The sequence below is a fragment of the Hymenobacter aerophilus DSM 13606 genome (assembly GCF_000382225.1).
GTDB classification, from domain to species: domain Bacteria; phylum Bacteroidota; class Bacteroidia; order Cytophagales; family Hymenobacteraceae; genus Hymenobacter; species Hymenobacter aerophilus.
Genome location: NZ_KB907816.1, coordinates 1 through 26,499, shown reverse-complemented (window position 1 = coordinate 26,499; position 26,499 = coordinate 1). Strand labels below are relative to the sequence as shown.

The following is a 26,499-nucleotide window of genomic DNA, read 5'->3' as shown; positions in this document are numbered from 1 at the left end:
ATGGGAGGATGAGTGAGAAAGCAGGATGTTTCAGGAGATAAAAGAGGGGTGTCATTCTGAGCGGAGCGAAGAATCTCGCCTGAATCTTTGCGCCTTTGTCGTACACCGGTTCAGGCGAGATTCTTCGCCCCGCTCTGAATGACGTTCTCGGTATCCTCCGGACCCTTCACCCGCGGCACGCCAATCAGATACGTAACCTCGGGGCCCCACCAGTGGCGTACCTTGCCGGCCTGCCAGTTGAAACGGCCTTTCGGGTCGGCGCGGTGCGCCAGGACCAGCAGCTGCTCGGGCGGGTACATGCGCAGAATGCTCACGCAGCCGTCCCAGATGGTGAAGAGCGGAATCAGGGGCACCACGTAGGTGAAAAACAGCCGGCTGAGACGAAACGGACGAATAAAGGGCGTGATGAGCAGCTGGGCCACCGGCAGCACTGACACGGCCAGCAGCAGCTCCAGCCAGTGTTTGCCCGCGCCCTCAAACACGCCAATGCCGGTGCGCTGTCGCACGGCATCGGCTAGTAGCGCCTCGGCGGCGACGGGCGGGAAATGGTGGAAAGCGGAGAAGATGGTGCGGAAGCCCGTGAGTTCGGCCGGCACGGCCAGCGCGTTTACGGGCTCCGGCGCAAACTCCAGGCCGGGCGTGGCGGCTTGCAGCGGGCGCCAGGCCGCCGGCTGGGGGTAGAGGTCGGTGAGGCAAATGCGGGCATCGGGCAGGCCGCCGGCCCGCAGCCCGCGCAGCACCCCGGCCGTGCCGCCGCCCGCCCCGGCCCCCAGCTCCAGCACCCGCGACTGGCCCGTGTGGCGCAGTGCCGCCCGCAGCAGCGGCACAATGGGCCGGTAGGTACCCAGGGCCGAAATCATAAACCGCAAATAGTCCATCATCCCGGCCCGAATCAACTTCGGAAACCAGGGCAAATCCTCAAACTCGAACAGATGCAGGCGCAGCTTCATGCCGTGGGCTTACGGGCAGAGTGGGCGCTGCGTTGGCCCCACTGGCGCCGGCCGGCAGCTAGCGAACCGACTGCTTAGGGGCGGCCACGTGCCGGGCCGGACCGTAGAGCCAGAGCACGCCCAGCACTGCGGCCACCCCGTAGGGCAAAGAAAAGGGCAGCAGCGCGGCCACCGACTTCATCGGGATGAAACCGAGCAGCAGCTGGTTGGCCAGCAGGAAAAACAGAGTAATGCCCGTCAGGGCTATGGTGCGGCGCGGCCAGTCGGCTCGCAAGCGGCCCATCAGCACGAAGAAGGGTAGCACCAGCGGCACAATGGCCAGCGACGTCAGCGCCGCCGTCAGGCCCACCATCAGGGCAATCGGGTAGTCATCAAGTCGTTCGCTGGCAAAATCCAGCGTCAGCCAAAGGGTGCCACCCACGTTGCTTAGCAGCCACAGAATAAGGGTGCGGGCGATAGTAGATTGATTGGCCGAAGTGTACAGGTGAGGCATAGCGGTAGCGCGTAAGAGATGAGAAAATAAGTGCGGTGAAGAAGGTAGCTGATGCAGGAACTTACGCCGCAAAAGTTCCTTGTGGTTTGTTTTAAGGCGGTTTTTTGTTGGGAAAATCCTGTTTCAAATTGGTTCGTACTCCATCTGTCTCCAGGCAGCTGCCAGGGCAGTTACAGACCCGCACTACAGTCGCTATGTGCGGCCGGTAGTCCATTCTGGGACAGTGCCTGGCGAGCGGGCAGCGAGTTCCAGCCCCACCAGCTTGCGCCGATTTAGCCGGACAGACGGGAGGTTGGGCAAAAAAAGAAGCGGTAGTATTTGGGAAACCGCCGAAATACTAGTTGCTTTGTAACGCAAAGTTCTTTCAGACCTATGGCCCAGCCCACTCCCGACCCGCTCGCCCAACTCACCGAGATTCGCGCCATCATGGAGCGGTCGTCGCGCTTTATTTCCTTGAGCGGGCTGGCCGGGGTAGGGGCGGGGCTGGTGGCGCTGGCCGGCGCCGGACTGGGGCACTGGTACCTGAAAGGGCTGTACCCCGATGCCGGCTACCTGGGCCTGCTGGAAAGCTCAGCCGCCGAGCGGCGGGCGGTGCTGCCGTTTCTGCTGGGGCTGGCGGGCGGCATTGTGGTGGTGGCGCTGCTGGTAGCCATGTTCTTCACGGTGCGCCGGGCCCGCCGCAACGGGCAGCCGCTCTGGAGCGCGCTGGGCCGACGGCTGGCCATCAGCCTGGCCATTCCGCTGGTGGCGGGCGGCCTGTTCTGCATTGCCCTGTATGTGGATGGCGCCGTAACGCAGGTGGTGCCGGGCATGCTCATCTTCTACGGCCTGGCCCTGCTCAATGCCAGCAAGTATACGCTCGACGAAATCCGCTGGCTGGGCCTCACCGAAATCGGCCTTGGCCTGGTCGCCATGTTGATTCCCGGCCTCGGCCTGCTGTTCTTTGCCCTCGGTTTCGGCCTGGGCCACATCGGCTACGGCCTGCTGATGTATAACCGCTACGAAAGGTGAGGTGGTGAAATGGTGAGCTGGTGAGTTTGCCGTTCCACTTGCCAGAATGCACCATTCGCACCGTATGCACCGTTCGCGCCCCCAGGCCCCTCGAACATCAAACTCACCAGCTCACCATTTCACTATCTCACCGCTTTGAAGCACCTGATTCACACGCTCAATAAGGCTTTCGACAACCGGGTGCGGTTGGGCGTGATGGCGGTGCTCATGGCCAACGAGGTGGTCAGCTTCACTGAACTCAAAGAGGCCCTCGACCTCACCGACGGCAACCTCGCCAGCCACGTGGCGGCCCTCGAAAAAGCGGGTTACGTGAGCGTCAGCAAGCAGTTTGTCGGCAAGAAGCCCAACACCACCTACTCGGCTTCCAAAGAAGGCAAAACCGCTTTCCAAGAGCATCTGGCGGCGCTGGAAAAACTGCTGCGGGGCTAGCCAGGCTCTTTTTTTTGGCTTTAAACTTTGAATTACAAAGTTCTTTTAAAATAATTATGATGACGACATTTGCTGTTCCCGCCGCACCGGCGGCCCCTGCTGCCGCGGCCCGCCGCCGGCCGCTGCCCCTCACGGCCCTCCAGAAACTGCTGCTCCCGCTGGGTGCCGTGTTGTTCGACGTGTTGTTCTACCGGCAGGGCGTGGGCCTGAATCTGGCGCTCTACACGCTGTTTGTGGTGGCGGCTACGCTCATGGGGCTGCCGAAGCATGCGGCGGTGTGGCGCTCGGGCTACTTCCGGGCGGTGCTGGCTGGCACGCTGCTGAGCGCGGGCGCCGTGCTGTGGTACGGCTCGGCGGCGGCCTGGCTGGCCTGCGTGGCTTCGCTCGTCATGTTGCTCGGCTTCGTGAACCAGCCTCATTTGCGGCTGGTGTTCTTCGCGCTGCTGACGGCGCTGGGGGGCGCCGTGCGGGTGCTGCCGGGGCTGCTGCCCTACCTGCGGCTGCCGAGCAACGGGGCCGGTAAATGGAGCCGCACGCGCTTCTATGGCCGGCTGCTGCTGGCGCCGCTGGCGGTGCTGGTGGTGTTCCATTTCCTGTTCGTGCTGGCCAATCCGCGCTACGCCGCCCTGGCCGGGCAGGTGTTCGAGCGGCTCGGCGACTGGCTGTTGGCGCTGCTGCCGGCCGTTTCCGTGCCGCATCTGCTGTTTTTTCTGGTCGGGTTGGCCCTCACGGCCGGGGCGCTGGTAGTCGTGCCGCTACACTATTTCCAGGACCAGGAGTCGCGGCTGGGCGAGTTTGTGCGGCGGCAGCGCGACCGGGTGGCCTCGCTGGGCGTGCGCCGGCCCGATTTCCGGGCTCTCGACCGCAAAGCCCTCGATTTGCGCAAGGAGTACCTGGCGGCGCTGGCCGTCTTCGGCCTCGTAAACGCGCTGCTGCTGGTGGTCAACATCATCGACATCCGCTGGATTTGGTTCGGGTTCGTGCCGGCCCCTGGCTTCGACCTCACGCAGTTCGTGCACGAGGGGACCTACGTGCTCATCTTCAGCATTCTGGTGGCCATGGGCATTGTGCTGTGGTTTTTCCGGCGCAACCTCAACTTCTACCAGCCCGGTCTGGCCGCTTTGCGCTGGGGCGCTACCGTGTGGGTGGTGCAGAATGCGGTGCTGGCCGTGTCGGTGGGCCTGCGCAACTACTATTATATTCAGCACACGGGCCTGGCCTACAAGCGCATCGGGGTGTATGGGTTTCTGCTGCTGACTTTTTTCGGGCTGATTACGGTGCTGCTCAAAATCTGGCAGCGCCGCTCGGCCTTTGCCCTGGTGCGCCTCAACTCGCTGGCCGCCTATGGGCTGCTGCTGCTGCTGGCGCTGGGCAACTGGGAAATCTGGATTGCCCGCTACAACCTCAACGCCCGCTTCCAAACCCTCGACCTGGGCTTCCTGCTCGAAATGCCCGCCCGCGTGCTGCCCGAGTTGGCCGCCCGCCAGCAGGTGCTCGACGGCATGCGCCGCATCATCATCAGCCCGCCCGGCAGCTACCGCGAAACAACGGCCCCGCCCGCCGCGGCCCGCGCCCTCATCCAACAGCGCCTGCAAGCCTGGCAGCGCACCTACTCGCGCCAGCGCACCTGGCAAAGCTGGACCGGCGCCGAATCGGTAGCCTACAAAGCCCTGAAGTAGCTACCCCACCCCCGGCCCCTCCCCTCCGGGAGAGGGGTGCGTTCTGACAGAATTTACGTCTGGCTCCCCCTCTCCCGGAGGGGAGGGGGCCGGGGGGTGGGGTGGATAACAGAACGATACCTAACTGCAAAAGCCATGAACTTCTTCCTCACTTTTCTCGGCCTGCTTTGGTGCGTGGTCAGCATCGTTATTCTGGCCACGCTGCTTACCTGGCGCGAGCGGGCCGCCACGCCGCCCGCTCGCAGCTGGCGCCTGCTGGCCGTAGTGCTGCCCGCGGCGGCCCTGCTGCTGGGCTCCGTCCTCTGGACGCTGCTGCACGTGATGCTACTCTGGGGGCCGGGCGCGGCACTGGCGGCGCGGTAACTTCGCTTATGCAACCCATCAATCCAACTTCCCCCACCCGCTGCCTGGCCGTGTTGCTAGCCGCGCTGCTCCTAATTGGAGTTTGGTTACAGCTACCGGCGACCATTTTTGGCGGCGGGAATATTATCCTTCTCATGATAGGACTCAACTGGCTGGTATTCCAAGGCGCTACCCGGCCGTTGTGGCGCGGTACCCGGCCCCGCGTCGGCCAAGACCTCTACCGCGGGGCAGTGCTGGTGCCTTGCCTACTGTTTCATCTACTCAGTCCGCCGTTTGGTCTGATTTGGATGATAGCCCAGGTGATGGACTGATTTTTTGATTGACTTGATTATCGTTTGCTGAGCTAAACCCACAATGCTCGGCTTCGATAACTACTCGAATACTAATGGTTAACGGCTCTTACACCGCGCAACTATGGCGCTTTGCCTGGGCGACGCTGCTGCCGGCCGTGCCGCGGCTGGCGTGGTGGACGCTGGGGCTGCTGGGGTTCAGCTGGCTGAACCTGCTGTTGCGGGCGGAGCTGTGGCCGCATCATCCGCAGGCGGAAACGTGGTTTGCGGCCGGGTTGATGCTCTGTCTGGCGCTGCTGCCGTGGTTGGGCGTTTACACCGCTCAGCGGCTCATCTCTCAGGTGCAGCGCTGGTGGTGGCGCAGCTTCTGGCGTCTGGTTACCATCGGGGGCTACCTCGCGGGGGTTGTTGCGCTGTTTGCTTTGCTGATTGCCCTTATGGTCAGTTCCTGAACTGGCTACCCGGCAGCAAGTCGCGGTTGACGTACCAGGTCGAAACCAGCGCCGCCAGCAGCCAGGGGGCCCCAAAAATGGAAAATATGCGGATGATAGCCAGCATATCAGACTGGCTCGTTACGTATTGCCAGTAGCTCAGGCGGTGCGCGGGCCCCTCCAGCCACATATACAGTGAAAAGAGTATGGCTGCAACGGCAGCGTAGCTCAGGAAAATGAATAATGTACCGGTAAGAAGCATGACAGCGCGGCCCCAGGGATGAATCAGTTGGCTTGTTTTAGTGAATAGCCGCCGCATGGCTGGCTCCCGGAGGAAAGCAAATAATAGCGCCGGTACTATCCCCACGACTAGCAGCAAGGCACTCACTTGAAGAAACAAGATGAAACCACTCCCTATCGATGGTTCCGAGCCACTGCCGACAATAAATGTCGCAACCAGCAACGGCACCAGTGCGGCCCCGCCGCCTACTGTGAGCCAAGTGTGCCGCTGGACGCGAGCCGCGGCGTCGTAGGCCGTCGGAATGGTTGGAGTTGGCAACATAGTTAAGGCAGATTAGCGGACTGGAGTCCGGTCTACAGCACTTTGCAATTCGGGAAGGCGAATCTGCCGACCAAAGTACATAGCGTTGCTTTCCCGGCGGCCCGACCGCAACTGGTATATTTGCAGTCCCGCGGCCGGCTTGCCTGGCCCCGCCTGCCTCACGCGCCCTGCATGTCCGCTTCCACGCCCTCTCAACCAACCGATTCTGCTACCCCAACCCGGCCCCGGCGCCGCTGGCCCAACCGGGTTTCCCGGCTGCTGTGGGCCGGTTTTGTGGTGGGGCTGGGCGTGTTTCTGCTTTACCCGATTCTGGTGAGCATGAACTTCATGTTCCTGTTCGGCAAGTCGCCGAGTTTGGAGGAGCTGGAGAGCCCGCGCGTCGAGCAGCCCTCGCAGGTGTTTACGGCCGATGGGGTGCTGCTGGGCCGCTACTTCCGCGAAAACCGCAGCCCGGTGCCGCTCAGCAAAATGTCGCCCTGGCTGATAAAGGCGCTGGTAGCCACCGAGGATGTGCGCTTTGAAGACCATTCGGGCATCGACCCCATTGCCATTGCCCGGGCCGTGGCGGGCGTGGCTACCGGCGGCAGCGGGGGCGGGGGCTCCACCATCACCCAGCAGCTGGCCAAAAACCTCTACAAAACACGCCGCAAGGAAAATACCGGCCTGCTGGGCCGGGTGCCGCTCGTGGGCACCATCATCAGCAAAACCAAGGAGTGGCTGACGGCCGTGGAGCTGGAGCGGCGCTACACCAAGCGCGAAATCCTGGCCCTGTACTTCAACACCGTCGAGTACGGCTCGCAGGCCTACGGGGTGAAGGTGGCCGCCAAAACGTTCTACAGCACCTCGCCCGATTCGCTTACCATCGAGCAGGCGGCCATGCTGGTGGGCATGCTCAACAACCCCACCGCCTTCAATCCCCAGTTCCACCCCGAGGCTGCCAAGCGCCGCCGCGACCTGGTGCTGACCCGCATGGGCCAGGCCGGCGAGCTGACGGCCGCCCAGGTGGCCGCCGAGCAGGCCACGCCCATCGTGCTGCAATACCAGGTCGAAAAGCACGTCGATGGCCCCGAAACCTACTACCGCAGCGCCATCAGCCAGAAGGCCAACGAGTGGTGCAAGGCCAACGGCTACGACCTGTACCGCGACGGGCTGAAGGTGTACACCACCATCGACTCGCGCATGCAGGGCTACGCCGAGGAGGCCGTGGACAAGAAGATGAAGAGCCTGCAGCAGACCTTCGACCGGTTCTGGCGCAACCGCGGCACCGACCCCTGGGTGGACGAAAGCGGCAAGGTGATTCCCAACTTCATCGAAACCCAGATAAAGCGCACCCAGCAATACAAGCGCCTAGCCGCCCGCTACAAAGGCCAGCCCGAGCGCCTCGATTCGGCCCTGCACGCCAAGCGCCCCATGAAGGTGTTCACCTGGAAAGGCGACCGGGACACCACGCTCATGCTCTCACCGCTCGATTCGCTGGCTTACTACAAGCACTTCCTGCACGCCGGCCTGATGACGATGGACCCCTTCACGGGCCAGATCAAGGCCTGGGTGGGCGGCATCGACTACCGCTTTTTCCAGTACGACCACGTGAAGCAGGGCAAGCGCCAGGCCGGCTCCACCTTCAAGCCCTTCGTGTACCTGACGGCCCTCGACAACGGCTACGCCCCCTGCGACCGAATTCGGGATGAGCGCGTGACCATCAAGTACGTGGAAAACGGCGAGCCCATGGAGTGGAAGCCCGACAACGTAACGCGCGAGTACACCGGTATGAACATGACGCTGCGCTACGCCATGGCCCGCTCGGTGAACTCCGTCACGGCCCAGCTCACCGAGAAAGTCGGCTGGGACAACGTGGCCAAGTACGCCCACAAAGTCGGCATCAAGAGCAAGCTGCTGGGCGTGCCGAGCATCGGCCTGGGCTCGGGCGGCGATGTGAGCGTGTACGAGATGGTGAATGCCTACAGCACCTTCGTCAACCAGGGCTTCCGGCCCGAGCCCATGCTCATCACCCGCATCGAAGACCAGAGCGGCAACGTGCTGGTGCAGTTCGACCCCCGCCAGAAGCGCGTGATTCCGGCCGAAACGGCCTGGCTGATGACCTACATGCTGCGCGGTGGCATGGAGGAGCCGGGCGGAACCTCGCAGGCCCTCTGGGACTACGAGCTCTGGAAAAAGAACAACCAGATTGGCGGCAAAACCGGCACCACCAGCAACTACTCCGATGGCTGGTACATGGGCATCACCCGCGACCTGGTAACCGGCGTGTGGGTGGGCGGCGAAGACCGCAGCATCCACTTCGTAGGCTCGCAGCAGGGCGAGGGCGGCCGCACGGCGCTGCCCATTTTCGGTACCTACATGGAGAAGCTCTACAAAGACCCCGAGCTGGACATCAAAATGGGCCCGTTTCCGCAGCCCACCGTCAAAATCAGCAAGAAGTACCAGTGCGTCACGGCCGAACCCCGCCGCCGCCCCGAGCCCGTCGACAGCATCGTGGTGGATAATCTGCTGGAGCAAATCAACCGGGGCGCCATCGCCATTCCCGACAGCCTGAAGCTGTAGGCCATGTAGAGACGCGACCCATCGCGTCTCGGCGTTGCTGATGTTGCCCGTCAGGCGTCGCCGTTCAACGACGAGACGCGATGGGTCGCGTCTCTACACCGTTCTGACACCCCTCGAATGCGTTTCCACACTCTTCGAGAGCTTTCCGATACTCCCCGAATGCGTTCCGATACTCCTCGAATGCATTTCCACATCCCTCGAATGCGTTCCGATACTCCTCGAATGCATTTCCACATCCCTCGAATGCGTTCCGACACCCCTCTAATACATTTCCACATCCCTCGGATGCGTTTCCACACCCTCTAAGAGCGTTCCGATACGCTTCGGATGCGGGCAGGTTGGGTTAATAGACTGGCAGGTGAATGCTGTTGACTGCTGGAAGAGCAGTTTTCGCGCGATGGGCCAGGCTATTCCTCCCCGTAGAACGATTCCAGCGCCGGTTTCAGCGTCGGGTACTCGAACCGGAAGCCCAGGCCCAGCACCTTTTCAGCACTCACGCGCTGCGAGGCCAGCACGATTTCGCTCATCTCGCCCATCATCAGCTTCAGGCCGAACTCGGGCACTTTGGGCAGCACCAGCGGGCGGTGCAGCACCTCGGCCAGGGTTTCGGTGAACTCCTTGTTGGTAACCGGGTGGGGCGCCACGGCGTTGTACACGCCGCGCCACTGCTCGTCTTCAATGGCCCGAATGAAGAGCCGGCACAAATCGTCGAGGTGAATCCAGGACATATACTGCTTGCCCGAGCCCAGCGGGGCACCGGCCATCAGCTTCACGGTGCGGGCCAGCGGCACCAGCGCGCCGCCCTCGGGGCTGAGCACAATGCCAATGCGCAGAATGGCCGTGCGGATGCCGTCCTGCTCCACGTATTCGGCGGCTTCTTCCCACTGCCGGCATACGGTGGCCAGAAAGTCGTCGGCCGGGGGCGGGGTTTCCGCCGTCAGCAGCTGATCGCCCTGGTCGCCGTAGATGCCGATGGCCGAAGCCGACACGAAGCCGCGCACGTGGTGGCCGGGTTTGCGCAGCTCCCGGGCCAGCAGCTGCGTGCCCGCCACCCGGCTCGACAGAATCTGCTGCTTGCGCTCGGCCGTCCATTTGCCGTCCGACACGCTGCTGCCCGCCAGGTTCACGATAAAGTCGGCGTAGGGCACGGCCGCCGGATCGATGGTGCCGGCCAGCGGGTCCCAGCGGAAGCTGAAGTAGCGGTTGTCGCCGGGCGTACGGCTGAGCAGGGCCACCTCGTAGCCGCCGTCAATCAGCATTTCGGCCAGCCGGGTTCCAATCATACCGGTGCCTCCCGTAATCAGAACTTTACGCGACATATGTATGGAGCTGATAGCTGACAGCTACTAGCTGTTAGCTTATGTTTTTAAGTGAAAATCGTAATCAGCGCCGCAAGCTACTACGGAGTTCCGTACCAACAGCTAACAGCTCTATTTGCCAATCAGGCGCAGGAACTCCTGGCGCAGGCTGGCATCCTGGCCGAAGGCGCCGCCGTACTCGGCCGTGAGGGTGCTGCTGCTCGTGTCGTTCACGCCCCGGCTCATTACGCACAGGTGGTCGGCCTCAATGAGCACGGCCACGTCGTTGGTGCCCAGACTGTTTTTTAGCTCCTCGGCAATCTGGCGCGTGAGGCGCTCCTGCACCTGGGGGCGGCGGGCAAAGTACTGCACTACGCGGTTCAGCTTGCTCAGGCCCACCACGTGCTCGCCGGGCAGGTAAGCCACGTGGGCTTTGCCGATGATAGGCACGAAGTGGTGCTCGCAGCACGAGAACAGCGTAATATCGCGCTCCACCAGCATCTGCTGGTACTGGTAGCGGTTCTCAAACAGGCGCACCTCGGGGTGGTAGGCGGGGTTGAGGCCCCGGAACCACTCCTGCACGTACATTTTGGCCACTCGCCGGGGCGTGCCGGCCAGGCTATCGTCGGTCAGGTCGAGGCCCAGCAGCTGCATAATTTCGCGAAAGTGGCCGCTGATGGCCTCAATCTTGGCTTCCTCGCTTAGCTCAAAAGCGTCGGTTCGCAATGGGGTGCGCAGGTCGGGAGGAAGCTGGGCGTCGGTGGTAGCGGCAGCGTCGCCGGCTGCTACCGACAGGGGCAGGTTATCCATGATATTCTACAAAGTTGCGTTCGGTCTCGTACAGCGTAACCGACAAAGCCAGGTTCTCGGCCAGGTGCGGCCGGAGCCGGTTCCAGGTTACCACGGCAATGTTTTCGGCCGTGGGGTTGAGGTCGCGGAAATCAGCCACATCCAAGTTCAGATTCCGGTGGTCAAAGGTATCCAGAATCTCCCGCTTGATGAGGTCGCTCAGCCGCTTCATGTCGTACACGTAGCCGGTTTCCGGGTCTATTTCACCCGTCAGGCGCACAATCAGCTGGTAATTGTGGCCGTGGTAGTTCGGGTTGTTGCACTTGCCGAACACCTGCTGGTTGCGCTCCTCCGACCAGGCCGGATTGTGCAAACGGTGGGCGGCGTTGAAGTGTTCCTGGCGGCAGATGGTTATGGTCATAGTGAGCAGGCAACCCCGCCCGCGAGGCTTTTGTTTCGCAAAGTAAGGCGAGGAATAAGTTTATCATATAAATAAGTTAATATAGTAAATTTCCCCTAAAAGTCTAATTTCCCGAAAAAAAACAAAGCCGGGTGTAGCAACATGCACGCAGGCTGGTTAAATTTGGTCAGTCGGAGAGCTTTTTTTCGGCTACAACCTTGTTGCGCAAGCTTTTCTTTTTCAATCAATTGTTCCCCTTATGAAACGAAGCATACTTTTTCCGCTGCTGCTGGTGCTGGTATCGTCGGTAACCGGCTTCGCACAGTCTGCCCAGGTTGACGAAACCGAAATGGCCATCAAAGGCATCCCGCGCAAAGGCCAGCGGGTTTCCATGCAGCTCGACAGCAAAAGGGTAGAAGAATCCTGGAAGAAACAGCTCGACGAGCAGTTTGGCAACAAGGTGAAAGCCGATAAGGGCATCTACACGATGGACGGCGTAGTCATCGATGCGCTGTCTAAAACGCCGGTGCGCGTCATCAGCAAGGTTGATGCCGTGCCTACGGGCACCACCATCTGGTGGTCGATTGACCTGGGCAACGCCTACCTGAGCAAGGAGGCCACGCCCGTGCAGTGGACTGCCGCCGAAGGCTACCTGAAGGACTTCTCCCGCAAGCTCTACCGTGAAGACATGGCCGTGCAGGTGATGGCCGCCGAGAAGTCGTTGGAGCAGGCCCAAACCCAGCACATTGCCGTTATTGCCAAGGCCGATGCCTACAAGAAGGACATCGAAAAGAACAAGCAGAAGAAAATCGAAATCCAGCAGCAGCTGGCCCAGAACGCGGCCGAGCTGCAGCAGCTCAACAACCAGGTAGATACCAACCTGAAAGAGCAGGAGGGTGCCCGCGCCGACATCGTGAACATGCGCGTGGCCCTGGAAGCCGTAAAGGAGCGTCTGAACAAGATTCAGTAAGCCCAGTAGCTTAATAGGTATAGAAAGCGCCCCGTCGGTACAACCGACGGGGCGCTTTTGCGTGTGCTGCCCGGTGGCCGCCAGCTTAGCGCATCCACTGCCGGATGAGCTGGCTGGCGGCTTTCTCGTCTTTCCAGCCCACAATGCGCGTGTTGGGCGCGCGGTGGCGAAACCAGAGTTCGACGAAGGGCTGCACGCCGGGGTAAACGCGTCGCAGGCTGGCCCAGTCGGTGGCCTCGGGCAGGATGCGCTGGCTGGGCCGGGCCGGCACGGCCACTACCAGCGGCCGTAGCTGGCCGTTTATATCGAGCGTAAGCAGGGCAATGGGCAGCACTTCGAGCACCGTGCCGGTGGGCTGGCTCTCGGCCAGCAGCAACGCCGGCAGGGGCGCTACGGGCTGGCCCTGGGCCGTAGCGGGCGAACTGGTGCCGGCCACGAAGCCCAGGTTGCCGGGAGCGGGCAGAAACTCGACCACGGCCGCCAGTCCCGCCAGCCGCCGCGGCTCGAAGGCATTGGTGGCCGGGTTGTAGCGCTGCTCGCGGTTGGTGCCGGCGGGCGTTTCTACCACCAGCTGCAGCAGCTTACGCTCGGCCGAAAAAGTGGGCAAATCGGCGTAGCGCGGCTCGCAACCGGCCAGCAGCAGGCAGAAAAGGAAGGCGTGTCGGCGCATGGCAAAAAGGGTATCCAGCTGCCCCGCAGTCAGCCGGGGGAGCCCGGCGAAAGTAGCGCCGCCGGCCCGAAAGTACGCACAACCTTTAGCGGAAGGGCCGCGTTTGCCAAAAAGACACTTTTCAACCGGCCGCCCGGCGGCCCCAACCACTCTCCGCATGTCCTTTCACAAGATTCCCAAAGACGATACCCAGCACCAGGTTCACCTCGACGGCGCCATTACGCTGCTCGGCAATGACCTGCAGGCCGAAGCCAGCCGTGCCGGCCTCGACAACCACTTCCAGCGCTGGATTGAAGACCTCAAGGATGTCGACAATCCCCAGCTGCACCAGATTGTAGTCGACCTGCAGGACCTGAAAGCCCACTTCGGCGGCGGCGCCGTCAACCAGGATACCGTTACCCGCCTGATGGCCCGGCTGGGCGCCAACACCGTATCGGCCGCCATCTTCGCCGACAACCCTAACACGGCTGAGCGCATCACCAAGCTCGGCGAGGCATTGGGCGCCGCCGCCAAGCAGCTTCGCGGCAGCAACGAAAACACGCCGGCCCAGGATCTGAAGCAGGATTCGGCCCAGAACAAGTAGGTCCGCTTATTCCTTGTGTCATCCTGAGCGGAGCGAAGGACCTATACAGAAGGTATAATTGACGTTAGCTTCTGTATAGGTCCTTCGCTCCGCTCAGGATGACATAAAGCAATACTACCGATACCACATAGAAAAAGCCGGCTCCCCTTGTAGGGAGCCGGCTTTTTGTGTTGAAAGCAACGCTGCTTACGCGGCGGCTACTTCCTTGGGGGCGTTCAGGCGACGCTCCTTGATACGAGCCGCTTTGCCCGACAGGCCGCGCAGGTAGTACAGACGGGCGCGACGCACCTTACCACGACGGATAACTTCCACTTTCTCGATGTTGGGCGAGAGGAGGGGGAAAATCCGCTCGGTACCAATCTGGTTCGAGATTTTACGCACGGTGAAGGTTTCGCCGTTGGTGCTGGCGTTCTTGCGCTGGATAACAACGCCCTGGAACTGCTGCACGCGCTCCTTGTTGCCCTCGCGAATTTTCACGTGGACGTTGATGGTGTCGCCGGCGGCAAACCGGGGGAAGCTGGCGCGGCGCTCCTGGGACTCTTGCTCAATAAAATCGAGTAGTACGCTCATGGCTGAAAAAGACTATAAAGGACGGTCGCGCCGCCCCGAGGGTTTCTGGTAAAGAGGCGCAAATATAGCGCTCTGTTTTTAAATGGTGAAATGGTGAGCTGGTGAAATAGTGAGTTTTATGTTCTTGTGGTCCTAAATGCACCCGGGTTGCCGACAGGCTCCTGGAACATAAAACTCACCATTTCACCAGCTCACCATTTCACTACTCTAGTAAGTCCGGGCGCCGCTGTTGAGTGCGGGCCAGGGCCTGTTCGTGGCGCCAGATGTCAATTTTCGGAGTATTGCCCGAAAGAAGAATCTCTGGTACCGGTTGGCCGCGCCATTCAGCGGGCCGGGTATAGATGGGCGGCGAAAGGAGATTATCCTGAAACGAGTCGCTCAGGGCCGATTCTTCGTTGCCCAGCACACCGGGCAGCAACCGAACCACCGCATCTATCAGCACCGCCGCGCCCAACTCACCCCCGCTCAATACGTAGTCGCCGACGCTGATTTCGTGGGTGATGTAGGCCTGCCGAATCCGCTCATCCACGCCCTTGTAGTGCCCGCACAGCAACAGTAAGTTGCCGCTGAGCGACAGACGGTTGACCAGCGGCTGGCGCAGGGTTTCGCCGTCGGGCGTGAGGTAGATGACGGCATCGTACGGGCGCTGGGCCAGCAACTCGTCGAAACAAGCGGCAATCGGCTCCACGCGCAACACCATGCCGGCTCCGCCTCCAAACACGTAATCGTCAATCTGGCCGTGCTTGTTGATGGCGTAGCGGCGCAGATCGTGCAGATGGATTTCGGCCAGACCTTTTTCCTGAGCGCGTTTCACGATGGAATGCGCAAAGGGGCTGACCAGCAAATCCGGCTGGCACGTGACAATGTCGATCCGCATCAGTTGAACGGTTACGCGGCCGGCTCGTCGTCATCCGAATCCTGCTCGTCGTTGGGCGAGGAAGGGCTCAGGTACACGTCGAGCAAACCGTCGGGCAGCTTCACCAGCAGGCGACGGGCCGTTTGGTCGGCGCGCAGCACCAGCTCATCCACCACCGGAATCAGGACTTCCTGGCCCTGGTAGCGCATGCCCAGCACGTCCTGCCGGGGCAGTTCGTAGAAGGCTTCCACGGTGCCCAGCTCGCCCAGCGCCTCATCCACCACGAGGTAACCTACCACGTCGTGAAAGTAGAACTGGTCGTCGGCCAGAGCGGGTAGCTCGGCCAGCGGGCGCCAGAGTTTGGCGTTGCGCAGCGGTTCGGCGTCCTCAATCCGGTCGATGCCTTTCAGCTTGAACAGGACCTTGTTATCGGTCTGGGGCTGAAATTTCTCGACGTCGTAGGCTACCAGCTTGCCGGGGGCGGCGGGCATTTCCAGCCACACCGTTTGGAGCTTGCGGTAGTCGTTGAGGTCGTCCACGTCGAAGAAGGCCACCACAAACCCTTTCAGGCCGTGGGGCTTCCCGAGGGAGCCCAGCTGGTAGCAGTCGTCGAGTTTCATGGCGGGGTGGTGCTTGGCGCGATAGAAGCTGAGCAACCGGAAAGAATCAGCGCCTTGGCGGCATTGGTGCTTTCCAGCTGCTCAGCTCGCTAACTATTCGGCGGCGGCTTCGGTGGTTTCCTCGGTCGAAGCAGCGGCTTCGGTCGTTTCGCCTTCGGCTTCCGACGTGGCTTCCTCGGCTACGGGAGCCGGGGCGTTGGCGGCGTCGATGGCGGCCTGCTTGGCGCGCTGAGCCTCCGAACGGGCATCCTTTACCTTGGTTTCGGCGGCCAGACGCTGCTGACGAGCGTCCTCCTTGGCGGTGCCGAGGCTGGTGCGCTTGCCTTCAATCTTGGCATCCTTGTCTTCTTTCCAGGCGGTGTAACGCTCATCGGCAGTTTCCTGCGAAATAGCGCCCTTGATAACACCCAGCTGCAGGTGCTTACGGTAGAGCACGCCGCGGTACGAGAGCATGGCCCGTACGGTGTCGGTGGGCTGGGCACCTTTCATAATCCAGTCGAACGCCTTCTCACCATCGAAATTGATGGTGGCGGGGTTGGTCTGGGGGTTGTAGGTACCGATTTTCTCGATGAAGCGACCATCACGCGGAGCGCGCGAGTCAGCAATAACGATGTCGAACATTGCGGCCTTCTTGCGGCCGCGGCGGGCGAGGCGGATTTTAACTGCCATAAACCGGTGGGGTTAAGCGACGCATCCCGTGCGTCTGGTTGAAAATGAGGTGCAAAGGTAATCACTGATTTATCGGATTACGCTGATTACGCTGATTAATTTAGCCGGAGTTGGCTTGCGGCCAAGCCCAAGCCAATGAAAAAGGGTCTCTCCATGCGGAGAAACCCTTTTCACTACAATTCAGTAGCCAGCTAACAGCTAACAGCTAACAGCTAACTAAGCAGCCATCTGCACGTTTTCCTGCCACTTGCGCTTGATTTTCACGATTTTCACCTTGTCTAGCGCCCAGATGAAGGCGTAAGTCGGGTCCAGCTCCCACTTCTTCACGCCGAAGTTGACGCGCATGGGCAGCTTGTGGTGGTTGTTCTGAAACAGCTCGCCGAAGGCCAGGAAGTCGAAGGGCAGCGTGTTCTTGGAGTGGTCGTGGTTGTCGAAGTTCTGGTAGCCGTACTTGTGGCCGCCCCAGTTCACGATGGCGCCATGAATCGGGCCCATCAGAAAGTGCAGCGGCAGCAGCAGGAACTGCCACCAGGCCGTGGCGAAGTTCACGTAGAACAGCACGTAGAACGTGCCCCAAGCCAAACGCGAGTACCACTTGTCGCCCAGGTTCTCGATGAGGCTCCACTCGGGGTAGTCGCCCTCGAACCGCTCGGCGGCTTCGTAGTTGCGGTTGAGCACGGCGTTGTAGATGTTCTTGGTCTTCCACATCATCGTGAAAGCGTTCGACGAGTACAGCGGCGAGTGCGGGTCGAGCTCGGTGTCGGAGTAGGCGTGGTGCATGCGGTGCAGCAGCGCATAGGCCCGTGGCGACAGGAACGAGGAGCCCTGGCAGATGTAGGTGAACAGGAAGAAGAATTTCTCCCAGAACTTGTTCATCGTAAACATCTTATGCGCCGCGTAACGGTGCAGGTAAAACGTCTGGGTGAACAGCGACAGGTAGTAGTGCGCGACGAAGAAAACGAGTATTGCCATGAAAAGGGCAGAAAAGGTGAGGAGGTCTCGGGGAGATGCCGCCGGAGCATACAGGCAGCAAAGCGCGGAAATGCTATATAAGTTCAGCAACCATACCGCAAAACTACGGCTACCCCCGCCGCCAGTGCAATTTCCCTGCCCAAAAGGTCATAATGTTGTTGGGGAGCCAGTAGGGGTGAGAACCGAATACGTCGGAAAACCAGAACGTCATTCAGAGCGAAGCGAAGAATCTCGCGTGCAATGGTAACTCCTGATGATAGGATTACTTTGGCACGCGAGATTCTTCGCTTCGCTCTGAATGACGTTCCTTCAGCTAACAGCTCAAAATTAATAATACGCCTCGGCAGCTTCCCAATGGGCGATATCGGGCAGCGGGGCCACGATGTGCATATCATCCTTCGTAACCGGGTGCTTGAAGACCAATTCCCGGGCGTGCAGGGCGATGCTCACGTCGGGCAGCGGGGCCAGGAAACCGTACTTCACGTCGCCGACGATGGGCGTGCCCAGGCCGGTGCTCAGCTGCACCCGAATCTGGTGCGACCGGCCCGTGATGGGGTTTACCTGCAGCAGAAAGCGGCTGCCGGCCTCACCCAGCACCTTGTAGTCGAGGTCCGACTTCTGGCCCTGGCCGTGGCGCTCGGAGTAGGCTTTCACCACGTTGCGGATGGGGTCTTTCACCAGCCAGTGCGTGAGGTGGCCCTCGGTGGGGGCGGGGCACTTGCCGGTAAGGGCCCAGTAGGTTTTGCTGATTTTGTTGTCGCGGAACAGCTCGTTCATGCGGCTGAGGGCCTTGCTGGTTTTGGCCAGCACCACCACGCCGCTCACGGGCCTATCGAGCCGGTGCACTACGCCCACGAAGGCCGCGCCGGGCTTCTTGTACTTGAAGCGCAGGTACTCCTCGGCCTTGTTGGACAGCGGCTCGTCGCCGGTGGCGTCGCCCTGCACGAGCAGGCCGGCGGGCTTGTTGATGATGAGCAGATGGTTGTCTTCGAACAGAATTTCCTTCTGCTCCGACCACAGGTTGGGACGGTTCACTGAGTGTTAATTAATAATTGATAATTAGTAATTAGGAATTAAAAGAACAGCCACTGTTTGCAACAAGGCAAGCGTAAGCCGGCTTCAATGCCAATTACTAATTATTAATTATTCATTACTAATTAAATTAATACGCTTCGTCGGCGGTGGGGAAGTCGCGCGATTTTACGTCGCTGATGTAGCGCTGCACGGCGTCGTGCATGGCGTCGCCCAGGTCGGCGTAGCGGCGCAAAAAGCGCGGCTTGAACTCCTTGGTGATGCCCAGCATGTCGTGCACCACCAGCACCTGCCCGTCCACGTCGGGGCCGGCGCCGATGCCGATGACGGGGATGGTGAGCTGCTCGGCCACGCGCTTGGCCAGGCCCGACGGAATTTTCTCCAGCACGAGGGCAAAACAGCCGATTTCCTGCAGCAGCAGGGCGTCGTCGATGAGCTTCTGGGCCTCCACTTCTTCCTTGGCCCGCACCGAGTACGTGCCAAATTTATAAATACTTTGCGGAGTAAGCCCCAGGTGGCCCATCACCGGAATGCCGGCCGTGAGAATGCGGGTGATGCTGTCCTTGATTTCGGCGCCGCCCTCCAGCTTGATGCCGTGCCCGCCCGACTCCTTCATGATGCGGATGGCCGAGCGCAGCGCCTCCGACGAGTTGCCCTGGTAGGAGCCAAACGGCATATCGACCACCACGAACGCCCGCTTCACGGCCCGCACCACGCTCTGGGCGTGGTAAATCATCTGGTCGAGGGTGATGGGCAGCGTGGTTTCGTGGCCGGCCATCACGTTGGAGGCCGAGTCGCCGACGAGCAGCACATCGACGCCCGCACCGTCGAGAATCTGGGCCATCGAGAAGTCGTAGGCCGTGAGCATGGAGATTTTCTCGCCGCGCTCCTTCATGCTCAGCAGCTGATGCGTGGTTACGATCTTTACTTCCTTGTGTATGGACATGGGTTTTAGCTGTTAGCTGCCAGCTGATGGCCGTTAGCTGAGGTTCTGAATAGTAGTTCCGGTCTGCTTTAGCGCCGCGCAATCTGCCTGTGCTCACGAGCAAGTAGCAGGGGAATTGGGAGGCTGCAAAGTAATCGGCCGGCTTCAAGCTTGCCGGGTCTTGTCGGAGCGGGAAAGCAAAGCTGCGGTTTTTTCAGAAGATGTGCGCAAAGCTAACCGCTGATAGCTGTCAGCTAACAGCTAAAAAGCTACAGGTTGTTGAGGAAGGTGCGGTTACGGCTCAGCTTGAGGCTTTGCAGCAGCGCCGATTTGGCCGCAATGGTGATGAAGTAGCCGCGGGCCGGGCCGAAGGGCGTCCAGGTGCCGTTTATCTGCCAGCAGTGCAGGTCCTTGGTCAGGTCGAGGCGGGTGAAGGCCGGCGTTTTGTTCACGAAGTCGTAGTTGGAGCTGAAGCCGAAGCGCAGGCTTTCGGTCAGCTTCACCGAGCCGTTGAGGTTGAGCGAAGCGGCCGTGTAGGGGCCCTTGCGCACCCGGCCGGGCCGGGCCGGCAGCGGCCCCTGGTTCTGGTAAGTCAGGCCGAACGTGGTGTTCAGCTCCCACGGAATCTCAAAGTTCACGTAGTCCTCGTACGGGTTGAGCGGTGTCACGGCGCCCAGCTGCGGGTCATTCACGGGGGCCACATCGCGCTTGATGGCCGATTTGCGGCCGCCCTGGCTGGGGTTGAACTGGTAGGCCAGGTTCATGCTGGCGCCCGTCAGGCGTAACAGCCGCACCTTCGACTGCTGCCACAGGTACTTGTCGCGCAGCCGGCCCAGCGAATCCTGCTGGTAGGGGTTGAGCTGGCCGTTGATGTATACCGTGAGCTTGCGGGCAATTTCGGTGTTGAACGAGAAGGAAATGGGGTCGAGCTGAAAAGTGTCGCGCCCCAAATCGTAGCCGCCCGAAAACGTCAGGTCCCGGATCAGGGCCACTTTGTTGAAGGGTACTGTGCCGGTGGTGTCGTCGGAGTTGCGCACCTTCATTTCCACCGAGTTCTGCAGCTGGAATGACAGCCGGTTGTTGGAGTTGTTGAGCGGTACGCCGTAGATAAAGTTGTTGAATTGCGAAAACGGCACCCCATTCTTCTTATACAATTCGATATCAGAATAGAGCTGGCCTGTGGCCGGGTCACGCAGGTTGCCCAGCTGCACGCTCTGGAAGGGGTTGCGGCCCAGCTGCCCCGGCGCATAGCTGTAGCCGATGCTGGGCGTCACCTTGTGGCGCAGGGCCTGAATCTTGCGGTTGCCCTTGCGAATCCAGGTGCCGTAAAACGACGTGTTCAGGTTGAGGTTGCCCGAGCCCGTGGGCAGGCGGTAAAGGCCCACCATCGTATCAATGGCCACGGCCCGGGCCAGCGGGTTGTAGCTGTAGTCGAGCTTCTTGAAATACCAGGTTTCGTTGTACGTGACGCCGGGGCTGATATTGATGTGCTTGATGGTGTAGCTGCCCAGCGTGATGTTGAAATCGTGCTTCATGCCCGTCTGGGAGTTGCGTAGCAACTGGTTCAGGTTGCCAAGCTTGATGGGCACAATGAAGGGCTCGCGCGAGCCGCCCAGCAGCGGAATAGTACCGTTGTTGAGCAGGCGGGCCGGCACGTTGTTGCTGAGGCTGTTACGGAACGTGAGGTTGTAGGAAAATGCAAACTGCTCGTAGGCCTTGCGGGGCTGCAGCTTCAGAATATCGTACACGTACTGCCGGGCCAGGCCCACCGAAACGTCGGGCAGGTTGGCCGTCATGGTGCCCAGCCGCGTGTCCTGGGTCTGGCTGAGCTGCAGCGAGTAGTTAATGGGCAGGTTGCGCAGCTGCTTGGAGTAGCTGATGTTCGACTGAAACGAGGCGCTCAGGTAGTTGCGCGTATTGAACGTAGAGCTGCGCTGGTACGAGCCGTCGCTCGATTGCAGGTTCACGCTGGCCGAGAAACGGCCGCCGCCCGGCCGCGGCACCGGCGTATGCCGCCACGAAAGCATAAATGAGTTCGACGAAGTAGGCGGCTTGTACGTGGGGTCGGTGTTGGCGTCGGTGCTGTTGAAGATGCGCTCAATCGGCTGCGAGTTGAAGCCGAACGAAAACAGGCCGTCGTACTTGTAGCGGGTGATGTACTGCATCTCGGCCGTGCCCCGCCAGCCCCCAAACCGGTCGCCGTTGCCGGCGTAAATGTCACCCGTCAGGCGCACGCCGATGTGCTCGTTGGCGGCCCAGTAGTAGCCGCCGTTGCGCAGGAAAAAGCCGCGGTCGGCCGCCTGCCCGAACGTCGGGATAATCAGGCCCGAGGCCCGCTTGTTGGTTTTGGGCGTCGGGAAGTAGCCGAACAGAAAGCCCAGCGGCGTCGGAATATCCCCGATAACCAGGTTGAAAGGCCCCGTAATCACCTGCTGGCCGGGGATGAGCTTCATCTTGGAAGCGTTGATGTAGAAGTGCGGGTGTTCGAGGTTGCAGGTGGTGTAGCTGCCATGCAGGCCGTTGATGTCGCCGTTGGGCTGGCGCTTGATTTTATCGGCATGAATGAAGCCCTCGCCCTGCTTGGTCACCACATCGGTAATGCGGCCGCGCTTGCTTTTGATGTTGTAGTCGATGCGGCCGGCCTGGTAGGTTTCGGCGCCCTGCGTGAACAGCGGCCGGTCCTGCACCTTGCCCGTCGAGTCGGCCGCGCCCTCGGCCGTTACCAGGTTACGCTCATAGTCCACCGTAATCAGGGCCGCCTTCAGGTTCACGTCGCCGTAGGTTACGTCGGCCTTGTCGTAGAGGATGGCGCGCTTGTTCTGCACCTCGAACCGGATGGAGTCCTGGGCCTTGTAGACCACCGTGGTTTCCACGGCGCCCTTGCGGCCGGCGGCCACGCCCAGCGAATCGGGCGTGCCGCCCACCTGCAGGCCGGTGGTGTCGGTGCGCACCCGCCCGTCGGGCTTGGGCGGGTTCACGATGGTGGGCAGTGGGCGCACGTCGCCGGGCACGTTGGTGGCTGGCGACACGGCCGTGCCGGGCGGCGGGGTAGGGTGGGGCACCTGCTGGGCGGGCAGCGGCTTTTGCCGCACCGGCGTCTTCGGGGCGGGCGTCTGCTGGGCCCGGGCGGGCGCGGCCAGCAACCCCAGGCTCAGCAGCAGCGTAAGCACCACCAGCTGCACCGGCCGGTGCCCGAATAAGCGTGTTACTAGATGAAACACAGGCGCGAATGGGGCCACGTAGTTATTTATCGTTTATTTTGTAGCGGTTTGCAAAGGTAGCCGGTAGCTACCTCAACTAACGAACACCGTGCGGAATATTGTCGCTCTGGGCACGGCGGCCCTCCTTCTTTTCGCCGAATTCACATCTCCCTTCACTCCGGCCCCGCGGTCGGCAGCCCCCCCGCCCGTGCGCTACAAGCTCCGGACGGTGGTGCTCGACGCCGGCCACGGCGGCAAAGACCGCGGCTGCGCCGGCGTATCGGCGCGCGAAGCCGACGTGGCGCTGAAGCTGGTGCTGGCCCTGGGCAAGGAAATCGAGACGAAAATGCCCGACGTGAAGGTGGTGTACACCCGCAAAACCGACGTGTTTGTGGAGCTGGCCGACCGCGCCAACATCGCCAATAATCACAACGCCGACCTGTTCATCTCCATCCACTGCAACGCCGCCTCGCCTTCGGCCCACGGCACCGAAGTCTGGACGATGGGCCCGCACAAAACCGACGCCAACCTGGCCGTGGCCAAGCGCGAAAACTCGGTTATTCTGCAGGAAGACAACTACAAGGAGCAGTACAACGGCTTCGACCCCACCTCACCCCAGAGTCATATCCTGTTCAGCTTGTTCCAGAGCGCCTACATGGTCAACAGCCTGCGCTTTGCCCAGAAGGTCGACCGGCAGTTCCGCACCACGCTCAAGCGACCCTCGCGGGGCGTGAAGCAGGCGGGTTTTCTGGTGCTCTGGAAATCGGCTATGCCTTCGGTGCTGATTGAGTCGGGCTTTCTGACCAACCGGCAGGAAGAGATCTATCTGAACGATAAAACCAATCAGGCGTATATGGCCTCGGGTATCTACCAGGCCTTCCGCGAATACAAGCAGGAGCTGGAAATCGGCTCGGGCGACTAGCCGGGCCGTGCAACTACGGCCCCGCTTGCTGACTCACTATCCATATAACCGCGACCTCCCGTGTCCAAAGAAATAAAAGTGGCCCTGCTGGGCATTGTGGCCGTGGCGCTACTTATTTTCGGTTTTAACTTCCTGAAAGGCAGTAATATTCTGTCGTCGGACCGTACTTACTTTGCCAAATACGACAACGTAGACGGGCTGGCCGTGGGCAACCCCGTCATTCTGAACGGCGTGAAGGTGGGCCAGGTGAAGCAGATGGAGCTGCTGCCCGACGAGGCCAACCGCGTAAAAGTGGCCGTGGAGCTCCAGAAAGGCATTGTGGTGGGCGACTCGACGGTGGCCAGCCTGAGCGGCTCGCTGCTGGGCTCGAAAACCATCACGTTGTTTCTGGGTCGCAACTCGAAAGTGTATGACGGCGGCGAGGAGCTGAAATCGTACACCGTGGCCAGCCTCACCGACGCCTTCCAGGCCAAGGCCCTGCCGGTGCTCGGCACCGTCGATTCGACGCTGACCAAGGTGAATGCCTTCCTCAGCAAAGACGCCCGCCTGAGCTTGCAGGCCACGCTGCTCAACAGCCAGGCCGCCACCGAGAGCCTCAAAAACCTGCTGCTGCTCAACCAGCGCAACGTCAACGAAATCACCACCAACATGGCCCGCCTTACGGCCGACCTGAACAAGACGAGCCAGAAGTTCGACCGCATTGCCGCCAACTTCGCCGTGCTCAGCGACTCGCTCAAGGATGCGCCCATCGGTCCGGCCATGCGCAAGCTCAACGCTACCATGACCGAGGCCCAGAGTGCCGTTACGACGCTCAACCGCTCGCTCTCCGACCAGCAGGGCTCTTTGGGCAAGCTGCTCTCCGACAGCACGCTCTACCGCAACCTCAACGCCACTGCGGCCAGCTCCAACGCCCTGATTTCCGATTTGCAGGCCAACCCCAAGAAATACGTGCACTTCTCGGTATTCGGCGGCGGCAAGAAGTCGAAGAAGGAAGTCGAAACCACCGTTACCAAGCCCAACGGCACGACTATCGAAACCGAAGTGGAAACCAAAACGGTGAAATAGCCCGGCCGGCTTTCGCCAATCTGCTTACCTTTGAAATCCGCCCACCCAGGCGGATTTCTTTGGTTTTAACTGGTATCTGAACTGGTAATGAACACCGAAGAACGTCATGCAGAGCGCAGCGAAGCATCTCGCGTGCTGACGTTGCCGAAGTAACTTCAACGTCAGCACGCGAGATGCTTCGCTGCGCTCTGCATGACATTTAGATAAAAAGCTAACCTTACCCATCCCACCTACTCATTCCCACCCACGCAATGGACCTCGAATTCAACAAGAACGAAGACAGCCTCAAGCAACTCCTGTTTCAACTTTCGCAGCGGCAAAAGCGCGTGGCGCTGGGCGGCGGCGAGAAAAGCATGGCCAAGCACAAAGCCAAAGGCAAGCTCACGGCCCGCGAGCGAATTGCTTACCTGCTCGATGAGGGTGCCGACAGCGTGGAAATCGGGGCCTTTGCCGGCGACGGGATGTACGAGGCCGAAGGCGGCTGCCCCGGCGGCGGCGTGGTGGTGATGATTGGCTGGGTGCAGGGCCGGCAGTGCGTGGTGGTGGCCAACGACGCCACCGTGAAGGCGGGCGCCTGGTTTCCGATTACGGCCAAGAAAAACCTGCGGGCCCAGGAAATCAGCATCGAAAACAAGCTGCCCATCATCTACCTCGTCGATTCGGCGGGCGTGTACCTGCCCATGCAGGACGAGATTTTCCCCGACAAGGAGCACTTCGGCCGCATCTTCCGCAACAATGCCGTGATGAGCTCCATGGGCATCGTGCAGATGGCCGCCATTATGGGCCCCTGCGTGGCCGGCGGGGCCTACCTGCCCATTATGAGCGACGAAGCCATGATTGTGGACGGCACCGGCTCGGTATTCCTGGCGGGCTCCTACCTGGTGAAATCGGCCATCGGCGAGAGCATCGACAACGAAACGCTGGGCGGCGCTTCTACCCACTCCGAAATTTCGGGCGTGACCGATTACAAGTTCGCCAACGACGAGGAGTGCCTCGACCACCTGCGCAACATCTTCGACAAGCTCGGCGGCCAGGCTACGGCCGGTTTCTCGCGCAAGGAGCCCGCGCTGCCCAAAGAAAACCCCGAGGAAATCCTGGGGTTGCTGCCCGCCGACCGCGCCAAGCCCTACGACATGATGGACATCATCAACCGGCTGGTCGATAACTCGGAGTTTGAGCCCTACAAGGACCTCTACGGCCAGACGCTACTGTGCGGGCTGGCCCGCATTGATGGCTGGGCAGTGGGCATCGTGGCCAACCAGCGCAAAATCGTGAAAACCAAGAAGGGCGCCATGCAGATGGGCGGCGTCATCTACTCCGATTCGGCCGACAAGGCCGCGCGCTTCATCATGAACTGCAACCAGAAGAAGATTCCGCTGCTGTTCCTGCACGACGTATCGGGCTTCATGGTGGGCTCGCAAAGTGAGCACAGCGGCATTATCAAGGACGGGGCGAAGATGGTGAATGCCATGGCTAACTCCGTGGTGCCCAAGTTCTCGGTAATCGTGGGCAACAGTTACGGCGCCGGCAACTACGCCATGTGCGGCAAGGCCTATGACCCGCGCCTCATCGTGGCCTGGCCCACGGCCCAGCTGGCCGTGATGAGCGGCGCGGCAGCCGCCAACACGCTGCTCCAGATTCAGGTGGCCTCGCTTAAGTCCAAGGGCCAGGAAATCACGCCCGAAGCCGAGAAGGAGCTGCTCGACACCATCAAGGCCCGCTACGACGAGCAACTCTCGCCCTACTACGCCGCCGCCCGCCTCTGGGTCGATGCCATCATCGACCCCCGCGAAACCCGCAAGGTTATTTCCCAGGGCATCAGCATGGCCAACCACGCGCCCATTGAGAAGGCGTACAATGTGGGGGTTATTCAGGTGTGATGGGTAATTGTATAAGTCTGGATAAGTGTATATAGCGGTTTCGTGAACATCTAGCCCATCTTTACGCTTGTGCGACGTGATAGCCGCAGTGGTTGAACCACCCGAGCGCATCAGCGCTGGTAATCCAGTTGACGGCCTCTTGCAGCGCGTCGATTAACGCCTCGCGGGTGCGGGCCTGTGCCGCCCGTAGCTTGGTTTTGAGCTTGCTCCAAGCCTGCTCGACGGGGGTGAAGTCGGGCGAGTAGGGCGGCAGAAACAGCAGTTCCACGCCCCGCCCGGCTAGCCACTGTTTTACCCCACTAAGTTTATGG

27 protein-coding genes are annotated in these 26,499 nt (G+C 61.0%); 11 read left to right on the top strand and 16 right to left on the bottom strand.

The genetic code is table 11. From position 1 onward, the window contains the following. Window positions 1-110: 110 nt before the first annotated feature. Both H145_RS21215 and H145_RS0112830 read right to left on the bottom strand, forming a co-directional pair. Complete coding sequence (locus H145_RS21215) at window positions 111-950, bottom strand: hypothetical protein (RefSeq protein WP_019948562.1); 840 nt, start codon at window positions 948-950, stop codon at window positions 111-113. 58 nt (window positions 951-1,008) lie between these two features. Continuing rightward, entirely contained in the window at window positions 1,009-1,443 is a 435-nt protein-coding gene (locus H145_RS0112830) for a hypothetical protein (protein ID WP_019948561.1), read from the bottom strand. Window positions 1,444-1,815: 372 nt separating this feature from the next. Here H145_RS0112830 and H145_RS0112825 point away from each other — a divergent pair, with 372 nt between their 5' ends. From H145_RS0112825 to H145_RS0112800, 5 genes are all read left to right on the top strand, one after another. Next, window positions 1,816-2,454, top strand: coding sequence for a hypothetical protein (locus H145_RS0112825; RefSeq protein WP_019948560.1), 639 nt, complete (start codon window positions 1,816-1,818; stop codon window positions 2,452-2,454). A gap of 135 nt (window positions 2,455-2,589) precedes the next feature. Next, a complete protein-coding gene (locus H145_RS0112820; RefSeq protein WP_019948559.1) occupies window positions 2,590-2,883 on the top strand; it encodes a winged helix-turn-helix domain-containing protein in 294 nt (97 codons plus the stop codon). A 56-nt stretch (window positions 2,884-2,939) separates the two neighbouring features. Continuing rightward, on the top strand, window positions 2,940-4,562 hold the full coding sequence (locus H145_RS0112815; RefSeq protein ID WP_026351488.1) for a DUF4153 domain-containing protein: 1,623 nt from the start codon (window positions 2,940-2,942) through the stop codon (window positions 4,560-4,562). A gap of 135 nt (window positions 4,563-4,697) precedes the next feature. Then, window positions 4,698-4,925 (top strand): hypothetical protein, encoded by a 228-nt coding sequence (locus tag H145_RS0112810; protein WP_019948557.1) that lies wholly within the window; start codon window positions 4,698-4,700, stop codon window positions 4,923-4,925. 385 nt (window positions 4,926-5,310) lie between these two features. Beyond that, the gene (locus H145_RS0112800) at window positions 5,311-5,667 is read left to right on the top strand and encodes a hypothetical protein (RefSeq protein ID WP_019948555.1); all 357 of its coding nucleotides are present in this window, start codon (window positions 5,311-5,313) and stop codon (window positions 5,665-5,667) included. On the opposite strand, the gene H145_RS0112795 is transcribed toward H145_RS0112800, so the two are convergent. Further along, window positions 5,657-6,208: a hypothetical protein gene (locus H145_RS0112795; RefSeq protein WP_019948554.1), complete on the bottom strand. Its 552-nt coding sequence runs from the start codon at window positions 6,206-6,208 to the stop codon at window positions 5,657-5,659. The two genes, H145_RS0112800 and H145_RS0112795, sit on opposite strands and share 11 nt — an antisense overlap. A gap of 171 nt (window positions 6,209-6,379) precedes the next feature. On the opposite strand from H145_RS0112795, the gene H145_RS0112790 reads away from it, so the two are divergent. Next, window positions 6,380-8,767, top strand: coding sequence for a transglycosylase domain-containing protein (locus tag H145_RS0112790; protein ID WP_157541521.1), 2,388 nt, complete (start codon window positions 6,380-6,382; stop codon window positions 8,765-8,767). A 407-nt stretch (window positions 8,768-9,174) separates the two neighbouring features. Here H145_RS0112790 and H145_RS0112785 read toward each other — a convergent pair whose 3' ends face one another. From H145_RS0112785 to H145_RS0112775, 3 genes are all read right to left on the bottom strand, one after another. Continuing rightward, window positions 9,175-10,086 (bottom strand): TIGR01777 family oxidoreductase, encoded by a 912-nt coding sequence (locus tag H145_RS0112785; RefSeq protein ID WP_019948552.1) that lies wholly within the window; start codon window positions 10,084-10,086, stop codon window positions 9,175-9,177. A 111-nt stretch (window positions 10,087-10,197) separates the two neighbouring features. Beyond that, window positions 10,198-10,875 carry a GTP cyclohydrolase I FolE gene (folE, locus tag H145_RS0112780; protein ID WP_019948551.1) on the bottom strand — a complete coding sequence of 226 codons (678 nt, stop codon included), beginning with the start codon at window positions 10,873-10,875 and terminating at the stop codon, window positions 10,198-10,200. After that, window positions 10,868-11,275, bottom strand: coding sequence for a 6-pyruvoyl trahydropterin synthase family protein (locus H145_RS0112775; RefSeq protein ID WP_019948550.1), 408 nt, complete (start codon window positions 11,273-11,275; stop codon window positions 10,868-10,870). The genes folE and H145_RS0112775 overlap by 8 nt, the downstream gene beginning before the upstream one ends. A gap of 238 nt (window positions 11,276-11,513) precedes the next feature. Here H145_RS0112775 and H145_RS0112770 point away from each other — a divergent pair, with 238 nt between their 5' ends. Further along, the gene (locus tag H145_RS0112770; protein ID WP_019948549.1) at window positions 11,514-12,224 is read left to right on the top strand and encodes a hypothetical protein; all 711 of its coding nucleotides are present in this window, start codon (window positions 11,514-11,516) and stop codon (window positions 12,222-12,224) included. Window positions 12,225-12,309: 85 nt separating this feature from the next. Here the strand turns inward: H145_RS0112770 and H145_RS0112765 are convergent, their stop codons facing one another. Then, window positions 12,310-12,894: an inorganic diphosphatase gene (locus H145_RS0112765; protein WP_019948548.1), complete on the bottom strand. Its 585-nt coding sequence runs from the start codon at window positions 12,892-12,894 to the stop codon at window positions 12,310-12,312. Between the two features lie 157 nt (window positions 12,895-13,051). Between H145_RS0112765 and H145_RS0112760 the strand changes: the two genes are divergently transcribed. Next, window positions 13,052-13,477, top strand: a complete 426-nt coding sequence (locus tag H145_RS0112760; RefSeq protein ID WP_019948547.1) for a hypothetical protein — start codon at window positions 13,052-13,054, stop codon at window positions 13,475-13,477. Window positions 13,478-13,663: 186 nt separating this feature from the next. Here H145_RS0112760 and rplS read toward each other — a convergent pair whose 3' ends face one another. The 8 genes from rplS to H145_RS0112720 all read right to left on the bottom strand — a co-directional run bounded on the left by rplS (window position 13,664) and on the right by H145_RS0112720 (window position 22,342). Next, the gene (rplS, locus tag H145_RS0112755) at window positions 13,664-14,047 is read right to left on the bottom strand and encodes a 50S ribosomal protein L19 (RefSeq protein WP_019948546.1); all 384 of its coding nucleotides are present in this window, start codon (window positions 14,045-14,047) and stop codon (window positions 13,664-13,666) included. 202 nt (window positions 14,048-14,249) lie between these two features. Further along, window positions 14,250-14,924: a tRNA (guanosine(37)-N1)-methyltransferase TrmD gene (trmD, locus tag H145_RS0112750; RefSeq protein WP_019948545.1), complete on the bottom strand. Its 675-nt coding sequence runs from the start codon at window positions 14,922-14,924 to the stop codon at window positions 14,250-14,252. A gap of 11 nt (window positions 14,925-14,935) precedes the next feature. Beyond that, window positions 14,936-15,559 (bottom strand): ribosome maturation factor RimM, encoded by a 624-nt coding sequence (gene rimM / locus H145_RS0112745; protein WP_019948544.1) that lies wholly within the window; start codon window positions 15,557-15,559, stop codon window positions 14,936-14,938. Window positions 15,560-15,616: 57 nt separating this feature from the next. Next, window positions 15,617-16,192 carry a 30S ribosomal protein S16 gene (locus H145_RS0112740; protein ID WP_019948543.1) on the bottom strand — a complete coding sequence of 192 codons (576 nt, stop codon included), beginning with the start codon at window positions 16,190-16,192 and terminating at the stop codon, window positions 15,617-15,619. Between the two features lie 216 nt (window positions 16,193-16,408). Then, window positions 16,409-17,164, bottom strand: a complete 756-nt coding sequence (locus H145_RS0112735) for an acyl-CoA desaturase (protein WP_019948542.1) — start codon at window positions 17,162-17,164, stop codon at window positions 16,409-16,411. Window positions 17,165-17,491: 327 nt separating this feature from the next. Next, window positions 17,492-18,199 (bottom strand): RluA family pseudouridine synthase, encoded by a 708-nt coding sequence (locus tag H145_RS0112730; protein ID WP_019948541.1) that lies wholly within the window; start codon window positions 18,197-18,199, stop codon window positions 17,492-17,494. Window positions 18,200-18,326: 127 nt separating this feature from the next. Next, complete coding sequence (gene panB, locus H145_RS0112725; RefSeq protein WP_019948540.1) at window positions 18,327-19,142, bottom strand: 3-methyl-2-oxobutanoate hydroxymethyltransferase; 816 nt, start codon at window positions 19,140-19,142, stop codon at window positions 18,327-18,329. Between the two features lie 248 nt (window positions 19,143-19,390). Continuing rightward, on the bottom strand, window positions 19,391-22,342 hold the full coding sequence (locus tag H145_RS0112720) for a putative LPS assembly protein LptD (RefSeq protein WP_157541519.1): 2,952 nt from the start codon (window positions 22,340-22,342) through the stop codon (window positions 19,391-19,393). Window positions 22,343-22,529: 187 nt separating this feature from the next. Between H145_RS0112720 and H145_RS0112715 the strand changes: the two genes are divergently transcribed. The 3 genes from H145_RS0112715 to H145_RS0112705 all read left to right on the top strand — a co-directional run bounded on the left by H145_RS0112715 (window position 22,530) and on the right by H145_RS0112705 (window position 26,188). Further along, a complete protein-coding gene (locus H145_RS0112715; RefSeq protein ID WP_019948538.1) occupies window positions 22,530-23,243 on the top strand; it encodes an N-acetylmuramoyl-L-alanine amidase family protein in 714 nt (237 codons plus the stop codon). 60 nt (window positions 23,244-23,303) lie between these two features. Further along, window positions 23,304-24,308 (top strand): MlaD family protein, encoded by a 1,005-nt coding sequence (locus H145_RS21210; protein WP_019948537.1) that lies wholly within the window; start codon window positions 23,304-23,306, stop codon window positions 24,306-24,308. 251 nt (window positions 24,309-24,559) lie between these two features. Then, window positions 24,560-26,188, top strand: coding sequence for an acyl-CoA carboxylase subunit beta (locus H145_RS0112705; protein WP_019948536.1), 1,629 nt, complete (start codon window positions 24,560-24,562; stop codon window positions 26,186-26,188). Window positions 26,189-26,249: 61 nt separating this feature from the next. Here H145_RS0112705 and H145_RS0112700 read toward each other — a convergent pair. Next, the coding region (locus H145_RS0112700; protein ID WP_019948535.1) for a transposase at window positions 26,250-26,499 on the bottom strand (250 nt) is incomplete at its 5' end.